16 protein-coding genes are annotated in these 13859 nt (G+C 47.0%); 11 read left to right on the top strand and 5 right to left on the bottom strand.

Features of this window, described 5'->3' with window-relative positions; translation table 11 throughout:
* A partial coding sequence (locus tag B1C80_RS27590; RefSeq protein ID WP_139361759.1) for a hypothetical protein occupies nucleotides 1–494 on the bottom strand: 494 nt, incomplete at its 3' end.
* 162 nt (nucleotides 495–656) lie between these two features.
* Here B1C80_RS27590 and B1C80_RS27595 point away from each other — a divergent pair.
* From B1C80_RS27595 to B1C80_RS27610, 4 genes are all read left to right on the top strand, one after another.
* The gene (locus B1C80_RS27595; RefSeq protein WP_077924442.1) at nucleotides 657–2060 is read left to right on the top strand and encodes a type IV secretory system conjugative DNA transfer family protein; all 1404 of its coding nucleotides are present in this window, start codon (nucleotides 657–659) and stop codon (nucleotides 2058–2060) included.
* 23 nt (nucleotides 2061–2083) lie between these two features.
* Nucleotides 2084–3040 (top strand): hypothetical protein, encoded by a 957-nt coding sequence (locus B1C80_RS27600; RefSeq protein WP_139361760.1) that lies wholly within the window; start codon nucleotides 2084–2086, stop codon nucleotides 3038–3040.
* A gap of 178 nt (nucleotides 3041–3218) precedes the next feature.
* Nucleotides 3219–4652 carry a site-specific DNA-methyltransferase gene (locus B1C80_RS27605; RefSeq protein ID WP_139361761.1) on the top strand — a complete coding sequence of 478 codons (1434 nt, stop codon included), beginning with the start codon at nucleotides 3219–3221 and terminating at the stop codon, nucleotides 4650–4652.
* Between the two features lie 38 nt (nucleotides 4653–4690).
* Nucleotides 4691–5638, top strand: a complete 948-nt coding sequence (locus tag B1C80_RS27610) for an AvaI/BsoBI family type II restriction endonuclease (protein WP_077924445.1) — start codon at nucleotides 4691–4693, stop codon at nucleotides 5636–5638.
* A gap of 82 nt (nucleotides 5639–5720) precedes the next feature.
* Here the strand turns inward: B1C80_RS27610 and B1C80_RS27615 are convergent, their stop codons facing one another.
* A complete protein-coding gene (locus tag B1C80_RS27615; protein ID WP_161492826.1) occupies nucleotides 5721–6839 on the bottom strand; it encodes an acyltransferase in 1119 nt (372 codons plus the stop codon).
* A 143-nt stretch (nucleotides 6840–6982) separates the two neighbouring features.
* Here B1C80_RS27615 and B1C80_RS27620 point away from each other — a divergent pair, with 143 nt between their 5' ends.
* The 7 genes from B1C80_RS27620 (at nucleotide 6983) to B1C80_RS27650 (ending at nucleotide 11669) form a co-directional block, all read left to right on the top strand.
* Entirely contained in the window at nucleotides 6983–7657 is a 675-nt protein-coding gene (locus tag B1C80_RS27620) for a recombinase family protein (protein WP_077924447.1), read from the top strand.
* Between the two features lie 87 nt (nucleotides 7658–7744).
* A complete protein-coding gene (locus B1C80_RS27625) occupies nucleotides 7745–8422 on the top strand; it encodes an AAA family ATPase (protein WP_077924448.1) in 678 nt (225 codons plus the stop codon).
* A 57-nt stretch (nucleotides 8423–8479) separates the two neighbouring features.
* Nucleotides 8480–8779: a hypothetical protein gene (locus tag B1C80_RS27630; protein ID WP_077924449.1), complete on the top strand. Its 300-nt coding sequence runs from the start codon at nucleotides 8480–8482 to the stop codon at nucleotides 8777–8779.
* A gap of 80 nt (nucleotides 8780–8859) precedes the next feature.
* The gene (locus tag B1C80_RS27635; protein ID WP_077924450.1) at nucleotides 8860–9780 is read left to right on the top strand and encodes a replication protein RepA; all 921 of its coding nucleotides are present in this window, start codon (nucleotides 8860–8862) and stop codon (nucleotides 9778–9780) included.
* Between the two features lie 308 nt (nucleotides 9781–10088).
* Nucleotides 10089–11072: a toprim domain-containing protein gene (locus B1C80_RS27640; RefSeq protein WP_077924451.1), complete on the top strand. Its 984-nt coding sequence runs from the start codon at nucleotides 10089–10091 to the stop codon at nucleotides 11070–11072.
* A 28-nt stretch (nucleotides 11073–11100) separates the two neighbouring features.
* Nucleotides 11101–11343, top strand: coding sequence for a hypothetical protein (locus tag B1C80_RS27645; protein ID WP_077924452.1), 243 nt, complete (start codon nucleotides 11101–11103; stop codon nucleotides 11341–11343).
* Between the two features lie 35 nt (nucleotides 11344–11378).
* The gene (locus tag B1C80_RS27650; protein ID WP_077924453.1) at nucleotides 11379–11669 is read left to right on the top strand and encodes a hypothetical protein; all 291 of its coding nucleotides are present in this window, start codon (nucleotides 11379–11381) and stop codon (nucleotides 11667–11669) included.
* A gap of 1 nt (nucleotide 11670) precedes the next feature.
* Here the strand turns inward: B1C80_RS27650 and B1C80_RS27655 are convergent, their stop codons facing one another.
* The 3 genes from B1C80_RS27655 to B1C80_RS27665 all read right to left on the bottom strand — a co-directional run.
* Nucleotides 11671–12141 carry a hypothetical protein gene (locus tag B1C80_RS27655; RefSeq protein WP_077924454.1) on the bottom strand — a complete coding sequence of 157 codons (471 nt, stop codon included), beginning with the start codon at nucleotides 12139–12141 and terminating at the stop codon, nucleotides 11671–11673.
* Entirely contained in the window at nucleotides 12101–13045 is a 945-nt protein-coding gene (gene mobQ / locus B1C80_RS27660; protein WP_077924455.1) for a MobQ family relaxase, read from the bottom strand. The genes B1C80_RS27655 and mobQ overlap by 41 nt, the downstream gene beginning before the upstream one ends.
* 149 nt (nucleotides 13046–13194) lie before the next feature.
* A partial coding sequence (locus B1C80_RS27665; protein WP_236648952.1) for a recombinase family protein occupies nucleotides 13195–13859 on the bottom strand: 665 nt, incomplete at its 5' end.

Below are 13859 nucleotides of genomic sequence, written 5' to 3' on the forward strand. Positions count from 1 at the left end.
GCACTGACAAAATAAATATCTTCCTGAATAGATTTTTTGATGAATTCATCTGCGTAAAAATCTCTATCGTGATCCAGGACGGCCACTGAAATATCATATTGTGATGAAAGCTTTTTAGCTATTTCACACGCTTTTTCATAGTTAGGGGCCAAGGGACTTTTCTCGCTTACTATTCTTTTTTCAAAGTCTCTGAATTCTGGATAATCAAAGTGGGTTCCAGGCATCTTTATACCACCTGAATAGTAAAGCAAATATTGATTACTGCGTACGATATATGATCGTAAATAGTGTACGGAATCATCGGTTACTAAGGCGCGTCCACCTTTGACTATCCGTGTCGCTATCCCCTTCGCTTCAGCTTTCTGAAGAAGCTTTTGCATTCCGTATATGGCCTTGTCATGTTCTATTAGACTGGAAAACAAGGGGATAGCTTTATCTCTATTGGCTGGTTCATCCTTGATTGTCTCTTTAGATTCGCGTTGAGACTTATTCATTGTAATGCGCTGATTGTTAGCATTTTATTGTTACGTAAATTTAACATTATTCCGTGTAATGAAAAATTTTTTAGGCAAATATTTGTCATCCGCAAAAATTTAACATTACTTAGTGATGTGTTAAATAATATTAAAAATCATTTTCCACTTAACTATCTGATAATGAATCAATTCAACTTAGATCGGGTCATTTATCGGTTCAACGATAAACACCCCTTTACGATCCGGGATGCTTGCGAAGGGGTGCAGATTAAAGGGGGCATTGGCTCCGGTAAAACATCCGGCAGCGGCAGGGCACTCGCCCTAAGCTACTTACGTGATGGATTTGGCGGGTTAGTCCTATGTGCCAAAAAGGACGAGCTGGCCACCTGGCAGCAATACGCTAAGGAGACCGGGCGCAGCGATAGCATTCTGATTTTCGATGCCAGCGGAGAGTATTGCTTTCCCTTCCTGCAATACGAGGTAAACCGGGAGGGCGAGGGAGCCGGATATACAGAAAACCTGGTTCGCCTGTTCATGAGTGTTTACGAAGCCGTGAGCCGTAGTAAAGGAAGCGGGTCTGATCCGTATTGGTCAGGGGCGATGCAGCAGCTTATGCGGAACGCCATCGACCTTTGCATGATTGCCAGAGGCACCGTTTCCGTACCGCTGATGCATGAGATTGTGCGATCTGCACCCCAGAGTGCCGACGAGCGCAATAACCCCGAATGGTGGGAAAAGAGCCTTTGCGCTCAACTATTGGCCGAGTGCCAAAGCAAGACGCTCGACAAGTGGACAGATTACGACCTGGAAACCACGGCGGGTTATTGGCTGGATGAATACCCCGCCCTTAGCAGCCGTACCCGTTCCGGCATTGTGTCGATGTTCACCACGACGACGGACAGCTTTATGCGGAAGCCATTCCGTATGTTGTTTTCTGAGTCACCCACAGGCACGACAAAAATCGCTGATCCTGAGCTTTCCCATCATGGGGCAATAATCGTGATGCATCTCCCCGTGAAAGAATATGGCGACGCAGGCCGAGCCGCCCAGGTGGTGTATAAATACATCTGGCAGCAAGCCGCCGAACGGCGTGACATCCAGGAGAACCCCAGGCCAGTCTTTTTGTGGGCAGATGAAGCACAGAATTTTGTGACGGATTACGACATGCATTTTCAGGCGACCGCGCGCAGCTCGCGGGCTTGCACGGTGTATCTAACTCAGAACCTGCCGAACTATTTCGCGGAGCTTGGCAATCATGACCGGGTGCATAGCCTGGTGGGGAATCTGCAAACGAAAATCTTCCACGCGAATAGCGACCCCGAAACCAATAATTATGCCGCCGATGTGATCGGCAAGAGCTGGCATGTTCGGCGGGGAGAATCGCACAGTTTTGGGGATGCCAGTTTCAATGTGGGGCAATCCGGGCAGGAGAGTTTTGATTATGACGTGACCCCGCAGACGTTCACCCGCCTACCCAAAGGAGGCCCCCAGAATGGTAACACCGTTGGGGCGATTGTATTCCAAAATGGCCGTACCTGGTCAGATGATAAAACCTTTCTGTACGCAACTTTTAAACAATCATAATTCACTTTTAAACAAACACAATCATGCGTAATCAACCGCGTAATGTTATGGGTGGCCCTGAAATGTGGGCTGGTATGATTCCGGGCTTGGGCCTGATGAATTACATTTTGGGATGGGTTTCCATTCCTATCGAGACGTTTTTACGTCGGGATTTTGGCGAGCAGTATTACACCCGCTCGAATTTTATCGCGGGGTTTATTATTCTGTGGGTGTTGTCAATGCTGGGTTCCCTGTTGGGCTTTATCGGGAGCCTACCGCTGATTTCGTCAGTGGTGCATCATGGCGAAACCGTTACCGAGTCGGTTAGCTGGTTCGGGCCGATCATGAAATGGTACGTGATTATTGGCCTGATACATTTTGCCTGGATTTGGGCGAAAGACGTTATGGGTAATCCCGTACTAAGTACGTCGGCGGGGCGTTCCTGGTTAACCCCTATCGGGCGGCTGCTGATCGGCTTCATGAATTTATTCCTGAATGCCATCGTGCGGTTGATTGCTCAATTCGTACCCAAGCACCGGGAACGGATTTTAGACATGCAACCTGTGTTGCGTAATGTGGATACGTTCACGGAACGGTTCATCGAACCGAGCTTTGTTTTTGTGGTGGCTCTGTTCTGTGCCGCAGCGGGTCAGCCTGGTATTTTCTGGTGGCTCATTTTCTCGATTATCGCCCTGAATCTGTACACGGGCCAGCGTCACCAGGCCGACCGCAGCTATTTTCTAGGTATTCGGGATCAGATGATTTTGGGCCGGATGATGCGGGAAGTCACGCAAGGCAAAACGGTACATGGTGCAGATCGTTTCCGGCGCATGGTGAATGATGTTGTGAAGGAGGCCGAGCAATCCCCTGAAATCATAGAGACGATCAAAGCGCAAAACCCAACATTGGCGGATGCTGCTGCGGCCTTGCAGCGAAAACGTAACCGAGTACAAAACCCAGATGCAGAGGGTAATCACTCTGATATGGCAATGGCTGCGTAACTCAGCTATAACAGATTTTGAAGCCCTACCAACTCCCTATGGTAGGGCTTCTTTTTTGTGTTCTGGGTAGGTCATCCGAATCGTACATAATTCGGCTCGCGTAGACGACAGCCTTTTTCTATAGGAGATTAATTTGGCTATCTTTCAGCAAGAACGTATAGGATTCGAAGAACAACACATGCTGCAAATCGTCAGTTACCCATCAGAAAAGCGCGAGCAACTATTTGACAAATACGCGGATAAGCTAGAGAAAACCCAAAAGTTCTCCCGCAAAACGGTCAGTTTTCAGGCCAATAAACAGGAGCCTATATATCGTTGGTTCAAGTACAAGGAAGGCTTTGCTTCAACCTTAGTAAAAAATATTTTGAGCGAATACCACCCTGGCCCGGGCCGGGTGCTTGATCCATTCGCGGGGGCGGGCACCACTCTGTTCGCGGGCCGAAATCTAGGCTGGAATACAACAGGTATAGAACTACTTCCCGTTGGTGCTTTTGTTATGAGTGTCCGGCAAGCACTCGAAAATTTAGATTTAGAAGCTTTTAAAAGGCGCGTTGCTACTTTCTGGGAAGATGTCTTGGAAACCAGGACGAACAGAACATACATTCAGCATATCGCCATCACCAAAGATGCCTTTCCGCCAGAAACCGACGATCTACTAAACAAATATTTAGCCTATTGTGAAAGCATCCCTGATGAACATCTAAGTAAGATGTTTCAATTTGCGGCCTTCACCATTTTAGAAGAAATCAGCTACACGCGAAAAGATGGGCAGTATTTACGATGGGATGCGCGCTCCCCTCGGGATCTAAAAGGGTCGTTCGATAAGGGAAAAATTTTTACGTTCGAGGAATCTATTAAGCGCAAGCTGAATCATATCCTCTCGGATTTAGAACAAGACGAATTTTTGCCCTTGTTTCACCAAGAGGCAGTAGGCCCCACGGCAGACGGGGCAATTCAGGTTTTGCAAGGGTCATGTTTAGACCTTTTGCCAACGCTGGAATCTGGTCAGTTTGATTTCGTAGTGACTTCTCCGCCGTACTGCAACCGCTACGATTACACCCGAACCTATGCGCTCGAGCTCGTATTTCTGGGATATAATCACGAGCAAGTGAGAGACCTACGGCAAACGATGCTGTCTTGCACGGTTGAGAATAAGGAGAAGGTAGAATATTTGCGGGCTTTGTACGAAACACACGGCCAGTCAGAAGCCTTTGAGCGGGTGATTTCCACGTACTACAATACCGAGGCCATGACCGAGGTAAACAGCGTATTGGATGAGCTGAATACGCTAGGGAAACTGAATAATCCTGGCATCGCTAGGATGGTGAAAAACTACTTTTTAGAAATGTGTTTCGTGATTTATGAAATGTCGCGGACACTCCGACCAGGCGGATATGTGGCAATGGTGAACGATAATGTTAGATATGGCGGAGAAGAAATCCCCGTAGATTTAATATTGTCAGAGTTCGCTTCGCACTTCGACATGGAAGTAGAAAGAATTTTTGTGCTGGAACAAAGTAAAGGAAATAGCAGTCAACAGATGGGCGCTCATGGTCGCACAGAGATACGAAAATGTGTGTATCTGTGGCGCAAACAGCAGGATAATAATTAAACGGAATGTTCAATTAAACCACACGCGGTAGCGTAAAAATGGATTACAAAAACCACATAAAATCCGCTTCGGATTTAGTCACCTTAAGAACAGATACAAGTGCAGGGTTCATTAAAATGTCCCTGGAGCGGAGCTTGCGTGCAACGCAATATGTGGAGCAAGGCAGAGCATTGAGAGCTGCCACGGCCATCATTCCGGATGTGCCAACGCTGTTAGCTGATCCTTCGATGCACGAAGCAATTTTGACTGCCGCAGGCGTTTCAGAAAAAGCCAAACAGTATTTTTTAGAAGCAGATCGGCAGTTGGCTATGTCCGAATTTGCAGAGAAATATTTGCAAACCGCAGGGAGCCAATTTTCTGATGAGCTGGTTCTGCGCTTTATGCTGACGCGGGGCGAGACGCTCGGCGGGACTATGAAAAACGTAGTCGGCTATCTAGCGGAGGTACGCTTGCTTAGGGCAGTGGTTGCCGCTTTGACCCTGAGAGGACAACCTTTCAAATATTTAAGTAGGGATTCTAACAAATGGCTATCACCACAACCAAGTGTTCCAGATATTGAAAGGAATGCTAGAGGAATTACATGGGAAAGTGGGAGCAACCCCCGCACATTGCTTCTAAATGTGGGAGTGCCCCAGGTTAGGAAGAACGTTGATTTGTGCTTGTTCGAGTGCGCACCAGACGAGCTTTCAGGAAAGAACAAGGCCGCTACAATCGGCAACATCACAAAGTATATTGCATTGGGCGAATTGAAAGGCGGCATTGATCCAGCGGGCGCAGATGAGCATTGGAAAACTGCTCGTTCAGCTTTGAATCGTATTCGTTTAGTGTTCAGCGATCCGGCTATTTTCTTTGTAGGTGCTGCAATCGAAACGGCAATGAGCGTGGAAATTTGGGACGACCTAGAAAGCGGCATTCTCAAAAATGCTGCAAACCTAAATCATGATGACCAAGTAGCCTCCTTTGTATCTTGGATGATAAATCTTTAACCCGATAAAGCCCTTCATGGGCTTTATTTTGGTGTGCTTTATATACGTGCATACGTGCATACATATTATGATTAGAATTAATCTATATCGTTAGCTTGGTCTTGATTTTTGCAACTGGCTTTTCAATGATAAAGTGGAGGATCAAGCCAAGAATAAATAAAGGGATGAATACCAGCGTTGCAAATGCTGGGCCTTGAAGATTAAAAACTTCTAAAGGGAAAATCCTTGGTGACAGAATAATAATCAGCGGATGCATTAAATACATTGGATAGCTTATACGGCCTAGTAGACCTAATGCACGTGTACTCAGCAACGCTCGAAGTGGTGCGTATTTAAAGCTTGATAGCAAGGCCAGCAAACAACAAAAATCAAGTATCAAATAGCTAAAGGTATTTCTGTTAGTTAGAATATTTGGAGAAGTCATTAAAGTAGCGGTAAAGAGGATAATACATAAGGCAAAAAGCCATTTTCCGCTTCTAGAGCTAGCTTGAGATTTTTTTGAGAAGTATATAGCTGCACAAGCTCCAAATACTATCGAATCCAGCCTTGCAAACGTATCTAAGTAGAAAATATAGTGTGCTCCCGCAGGAGAGATTTGCATTAGTTTGGCCCGATAAATAATGCTTCCTACCAATGCGAGAGACAGAATCACTATCCGAACAGTCTGATGCTTGACTACACGCAGTATGGTGCCCCAAACTAAATAAAACTGCTGCTCCATAGCCACCGACCAGATGGGTGCAATAATCGCAGGCAACCCACCGGAAAGACCATAAACAATTGCCAAATTCATTGTGAAGGTGCTTAGGTAGAGAGCTAGCTTCCAGAGAGCACTTTCAGTTATACCGGGATAAATATCTGTTGCTAGAATCGTATAGAAACCAATGGCAACTGTCAGAAAATAGAGAGGCCAAATCCTTAGGATTCGTCGCAACTGAAATTTACGCCAGTTTATTTTTCCCGTCTTTATTTCTTCGGCCAGCAGTATTGACGTTACCAGGTACGCGCTTAGACAAAAGAATAAGTCTACCCCAACCCACCCAAAATCAGCTAAAGTGTTGTATATTTTATAAAAAAATTCAAGGTAATATGGTGTTTCTGGCTTGAGAAAAAAGTGTGGGCTATGACTAATAAAAACCAGTAAAAAGGCGATTGCCCGAAGGCCGTCTAAATGTAATTCACGTTCTTTTATTAAGGCCACTGCATTTATCTCCCCTAAAACAGTGGCACACTCTCTCTAAATCTGTCTGCGATCAAGCCAATAATGATAGTCGACTCTGTTTTGTATACAAGCAAACGGACGTATGCTTGTATACAAAACAGGGCTGTGCTTATATTGCCGCCATGTTGAAAGCCATCGCTTATTACCGTGTATCAACCGACCGCCAGGGCAAAAGCGGTTTGGGACTGGAAGCCCAGCAAGAGGCCGTGCGCCTGTTCGCTGATCGTCAGGGCTACCAGGTCACGGCACATTTTACCGAGATCGAAAGCGGGAAGAAGAACCAACGCCCGCAGCTATTGGCCGCACTCGCCCAATGCCGGAAAGAGAAAGCCACGCTCATCATTGCCAAGCTCGACCGATTAGGCCGCAATGTGGCATTCATTGCAAACCTAATGGAAAGCAAGGTACAGTTTCGGGCCGTGGACAATCCACATGCCGACGAGCTGATGATTCATCTATTGGCCGCATTCGCCCAGCACGAGCGCAAACAAATCAGCACCCGCACGAAGGAAGCACTACAAGCGGCCATCCGGCGCGGGGTGCAGTTGGGCAAGCATGGAAAAGAAGTGCAATGCCATAAAGAGCGTGAAGCCGCCGACGAGTTCGCGGAGCAGATGCGCCCGACGGTGGAAGAGATGCAACGCCAGGGCATAACCACGATCCGGGCTATGTGCGCCGAGCTGAACCACCGACATGTGCCGACCTACCGCAGCACCTCCCAGGGCTGGCACATTCGCACCGTACATGCCTTAATAAAGCGAATCGCTGAAAATCAGAGCTTTATAAATATCTTATAGCTTGATAAAGACTTGCATAAGTAGAATTATATTTAGAACTGATTTTACAACTAAATTTAGAACCGAAAACTATTCTGGATAAGCAACATGATTTACACCGTGGGCGGCATTAAGGGCGGAAGTGGTAAGACCACGATTGCAACCAACTTGACAGTCTATTTGGCCAAGCAAGGGCGCGACGTGATTTTGGTCGATGCCGACGATCAAGAATCCGCCACCGATTTTACTTCTTTCCGTCACCAAAGCCTAGAAGGGGAATTGGGGTACACGGCTGTAAAGATTACAGGCACTGAGCTAAATTCTAATGTCGCACGGTTGGCCAAGAAATATGACGACGTAGTGATTGATACGGGAGGACGCGACACCGTAAGCCAGCGTTCTGCACTGTCCGTTTCTCATGTGTATCTAGTTCCTTTTGCCCCTCGCTCATTGGATATTTGGACACTGAGAAAGGTTGAAAACCTCATTGCGGAAATGTCGCCATTTAACCCAAATCTGGTTTGCCTGACCTTCATCAACAAGGCAGATGCACGAGGTACTTATAAAGAAGATACCGCCGATCTATTGCGCGAATCGCAGCATGTGAAGTTCATTGATACCCCCATTGGAAACCGTATTTCCTTTGCCAATGCCGCAGCGTCAGGACTAGGAGTAATCGAAATAAAGCCCACTGATGAAAAAGCAGTTAGCGAAATAACAGAACTTTACAACGGCATTCAAAATGCTTTGAAAACCAGCACAGAGAAGAAAAGATTTACAACTTAAACAGCAACTATATTTAGTTGTAAAATCGAAACTCTTTTTAAAACAGAAGTCGGAACTATGACCGCAACAAAGAAAAAAACCAAAATTGCCATGCCCCCTACTCCGCTCAACAGTCCGGCAATGCTAGAGGCTATCAATAAAGGCGGCTCTGTGAAAGCTTTAGCCCCAGCTATTGAGGAAAATCCAGAAGAGGACAAGTTAAAGTCCTTTACCTTCAAAATCTATGAAAGCGAATTGGCGCAGATAAGAGATATTCAAGATCGTTTGCCAAAGCGTGATAGAATATCCATTCATGATTTTGTAGTTGCGGCAGTGAAAGAGAAGATCACGAAAGAACGGAAACGATCAATAGAATAGACAACTGTTTTAACAACTGAAACTAGTTGTTAAAACAGTGCTGCATCCGCAACTAAAAAACAACGATTTGTCTGTTAGTAATGAGCGATAAACCCGATAATAAAAAGCCATCCCGTTACGCAGAGAGCCGCACACGGCTGGTAATGGAAAGCTTTCACACACCGGCTGATGAGCGGGAGCATCTATACATGCCCGTAGCATTGGCCCATGTGTATTTTCCTCGTCGTGATGCCAAGTTAAGCCCTCTGGAAAGTTGGAAGCACCAGAGCGGGAATTTCTCACTAAGGATCAAGCAGGTTTCTGTTGAGAATCCGCGCACAGGCCAGGACGAGTTTCTAGGGGTTCCATTTGGCCCCAAAGCGCGGCTTTTGTTAGGAATTATCAATACAATGGCATTGCAGCAGGGAAGCAACAAAATTGATATTGAAGCCGATACCCTGCCCAAATTCTTACACAAGATTGGGTTAACGGACGGTGGCAATCAACTGAGCCAAGCCCGGAACCAGATTGCCCGTTTGGCTACGTCAATCATCAGCGTAAGCTACAAACAGGAGGACGGGAGCAGCCTACAAGCAAACTTGCCAATTGTGAAAGGCTTCGATTTGTTTCCCCAGGCTCACCCGAATCAGCTTCTACTCTGGAAGCGAAACATTGTTTTAAGTCTCGATTATTGGGATGAATTGCAAAAGCACCCGTTACCACTTTCGCTTGAGCATCTACGCATTCTATCCGGCAATGCCAGAGCTATCGACTTTTATAGCTTCCTTGCCTATCGGCTTCACAACCTGAAAAGGCCACTATTCCTAACATGGGCTACCATGAAGGAAATTTTTGGGGGTGATATAGAAGCTATGAACAACTTCAAACGGAAGATGCGAGAGACCGCAGGACTAGTAAAATTGGCGTATCGAGATGCCCGCTTTTCGTGTGATGGGGAAGGTTGGACATTTGAACAAAGCCCAGCACCTATTATCAAAAAGCAGACTTTGCTTTTACCGTAACTTGGTATCAGTCGGCAGGAAAAGAGATTGTTTAGAGTGTTGACAACCCTGTTAATCAGGGGGTTACATGAGGGTTATCCACCGTAACTTGGTATCAGCGACACCCAGTTATCCACCGTAACTTGGTATCAATTCTACCGTAACTTGGTATCACAACCTATTATATACTATTAATTAAAAAAATTACTATTAATGGTCTGCCCGGTTCGGTGGAAAACTCTCTCCGAATACCAAACATTTTTCCTCTTTGCTGGTGAAAAGAAAAAAGTTCGGGGAGGGGGGTTCGAATAACAAATGAACATATTTACATGAATACCGAACAAGCTAAAAAACTTTCGTTGCCTGATCTACTCGCAAAGTTGGGGCATTCCCCGGTGCGTGAAATGAAAGGCGGCTATGAGCTTTGGTATCGTTCGCCGTTCCGAGAAGAGGCCGAGCCATCGTTTCATACTTCCTTCATCGGCGGTAAATGGATTTGGAATGATTTCGGAGACGAAGGCGGCACGGTGATTGATTTTGTTATGCGGCAGCAAAATCTAAGCAGCATCAAAGATGCACTCGCTTATTTGGATGATATGTTTCAGCCTGGTTTGTTCAGTAGCCAAGCCCCCAGGCCACAAGTACGCCCCGCGCCTTTTTCTTTTCAACAGCAAAGCCACCGCGCAGCGGTCGAAATTTTTTCAGAAGATCGGCAGCTTGAATTTATCGACGCGCAGCCGATCCGCCGAGCCTTGATCTTATCGTATCTGTCCGATGAACGGCACATCCCCGCAGTATTGGCGCAGCGGTATTTGCAGGAAGTGCGATACCGGAACCTGGCCACCGGGAAGGAGTATTTTGCTTTTGGGATGGAGAACCAGGCCGGAGGGTATGAAATCCGGGTAGCATCGAGCAAATACAATTTCAAATCTGCATTGAAAGCCCGCGATATTACAATCATTCCCGGCACTGCGTCCGGGCGTAGCACTGTGCATGTATTCGAGGGGATGACAGATTTTCTTTCTTTCCTGATCCTGAACCGCGTCGAAGAATCGCCGGACGATTGTATCATCATGCACTCGCTTTCTTCCTTCCACCGAGCGGAGGCCCACATACGCGGCCAGAATTACCAGACGGTGAAAACTTACCTGGATAACGATAAGGCGGGCCAGCAGGGGACAGACAGATTTAAGGCGACGTTCGGGGCAATGGTATTGCCCCAGGGTGAGGCATTCGCCCCGCATCATGATTTGAATGACCTATTGCGGGCGCAGCGTTCCCCGCAAAAACCGTCATCAAATTTTCGCATGTAACCGACAAGGAACATGGTATTATTGAGCCATGACAAACCAACCTGAAACAGCACAGATCGTTTCGTTTCCTTTCCCGCAGCAGGTAGCGCATGAATGCCTGTACTATCGGGACGGGGTGTTTCAGCTTAAATTGCAAGCTGCCCAAATGTTGAACGATGTAGCCGAAGGCACTTACATCATGAGCGCGGAAAATATCCGGGCTATTCACAGCATCAACCGAAAGTGCATTGAAGTTGGTTTAAGCCCTCTTGATTTTGAGTTGGATAGCTAATTTTTTAAATTGCAGTACAATAAATTCGTACTGCAATGGCATCCAAAACCATCGAAGAATATCTAAAAACGGCCAGCCCGGAGCAATTGGCCGAACTGAAAAAAGACGGGCAGGATTTGCAAAGAAACGGGGTTGCCCTAAAACCTGAGTTTCAGACTACCGCCCCCAGGGCTGCACAAACACGCACCACGGAGCCGCCCGAACAGATGCCCAAACAGGAGCAGCGGGGAGCGGGTAAGATTCAACAGGCGATGCAGCAGAGCCAGCAGCCCAAAGCCGCCGAGCCAAGCAAGGCGCAGGAAAAAGCCCCCGAACACGAACGCTGATCTATTCCGCCGTTTTGTCGAACGGGCTGGAAATGGTCAGGTTTGTAATGATGGGTTGACCTGGTTCCGGTTCCTGATCCTGGCCAGGGTGAAATTCCCGCAGCTCCTTCACCTTTTCGCGCAGTAAGGATTGCTCGATTTTATCAAGCCCTTTGCCCGTCAGGGTGAAAACATGCGTTGTGGTTTGAATAGAGAGCGTTTCAGGGGGTGTGTAGAACCATCCGAGTAGGTAGGCATAGCCGCACCCGAAGATGTGCCCCCTACGGTCAATTATACGAAACCTTGGGGCATTGCCCCGCTTCTCCATATGCTGCACCAGGGCGCGGTATCGCCCATCCGGGTTTTCGTCGGTGTCGTCGGGTTCCGCATTTGGGGCAGGTTTCACCAGGGCCGGGTAAGGTTGCCGGGTGTATTTTTTCAGGATTTCGTTTTTATCGCTCGATACCGTCCCGGTCTCGTTCGTCGTTTCCATACCAATCTTTGTGATTATTGTCTCCATAAGCCGCTTCATAATATTTGTAGGCGATGTCATCCCGCACCGAATCCACGGCACGGCTGGCATGATAGGTGATTTGATGCGTCAGGCTGTGGCCAGCATAGGCCGCTGCTGCGTTGTTTTGGTGGGCGACCTGGCGCACTTCTTTACCCCATTCGGTCACGTAGCCGCGTTTCTCCAGGTGGGTAACTTTCGGCCCGATCTTGGGTTGTGGTTGCCGTTCAATGCCTTTTTCTTTGAGATTCCGCAAATCAAAATGAATGTCTGAATCGGCTTTCTCGGAAGCATCATTTAGAATGGTTTCATAGGAATGCCGAAACTCAGCCAGCACTTTTTTATCATCCAGGCCACCGACGCGGCCCGTTAGCTTTTTGCCAAATTTGCCATCTTCGACCGGGCGCAGAGTAAACATGATATGTGCATGTGGGTTGCGTTCACCGTCGGATGCTTCGGGGCTGTGAATAGCAAAATCAGCGACCAGGCCCCGGCTTGTTAGATTCTCTTTCACGAAGTCCCGCACCACTTCTTTGTGTTGCTCCAGGTCTAAATTCCGGGGCAGGGTCAGGACGATTTCTTTTGCTAGTTGGGCATCCTTTCTTTTTTCACCCGCTTCGACCGCGTTCCACAAACTTTGCCGATCCTTCATCCATTCGGGCGCACCATCGGGTGTGATGATTTCCGAATGCAGGACGTTTTCTTTCCGGGTGAAGTCGTGGGTTTTTTCGTAGCGTTCATCTTTCAGGGATTCGCCGGAACGATAGGAAGCACAGGCCACCACCGAGCGGGAAGAGACAGCGGAGCCAGAGCGATACGCCGAAGCTCCGACCGCAGAGCGGCCCCCTGATCGGCTAATTGCATTGATATGTAGGTTCGCGTGCATTTTCTGGCTTGTGGGTGGGGATAGTCTGTAAGTGCGCGTATAGGAGTTACTTCGTAACTCTGTGCGTCCGGTGGTGGCCTGTGTATCTATAAAAGCTCTGAAAAGCTAGAAAACTGTTAACCATTACGGGTTAATTTTAGGTGATTTGCCTATTTCTCATGTCCCGTTTTTGGGCTTTCGTTTATGTCTTTGGGGGTGCGTTCCAAAATTCTTTTGACGGTTTCCGCGTACCACTTGGATTCTTTACCACGGGGCGACACAACGCCCCGTTCATTCAAAATTTCTGCAATCCTGCTAAGGGCAGGTTTCTTATTTGGGTTACTGGCTAACAGCTCGCTTCTGACTTCATTTATGCTTTTGCTGAGAGCCACATTATTTGATGCACTTTGCTCGACACGTTTAGTCGTCGCGGCATCTATCATTAACCTAAATTTATGCTGCTGGAATTTGATTAAATGTTCTGTGATCTTAGCAGTCTCTTCCGGTGATTCAGCACTGACAAAATAAATATCTTCCTGAATAGATTTTTTGATGAATTCATCTGCGTAAAAATCTCTATCGTGATCCAGGACGGCCACTGAAATATCATATTGTGATGAAAGCTTTTTAGCTATTTCACACGCTTTTTCATAGTTAGGGGCCAAGGGACTTTTCTCGCTTACTATTCTTTTTTCAAAGTCTCTGAATTCTGGATAATCAAAGTGGGTTCCAGGCATCTTTATACCACCTGAATAGTAAAGCAAATATTGATTACTGCGTACGATATATGATCGTAAATAGTGTACGGAATCATCGGTTACTAAGGCGCGTCCAC

It is taken from the genome of Spirosoma sp. 209 (assembly GCF_002006735.1).
GTDB classification, from domain to species: Bacteria; Bacteroidota; Bacteroidia; order Cytophagales; family Spirosomataceae; genus Spirosoma; species Spirosoma sordidisoli.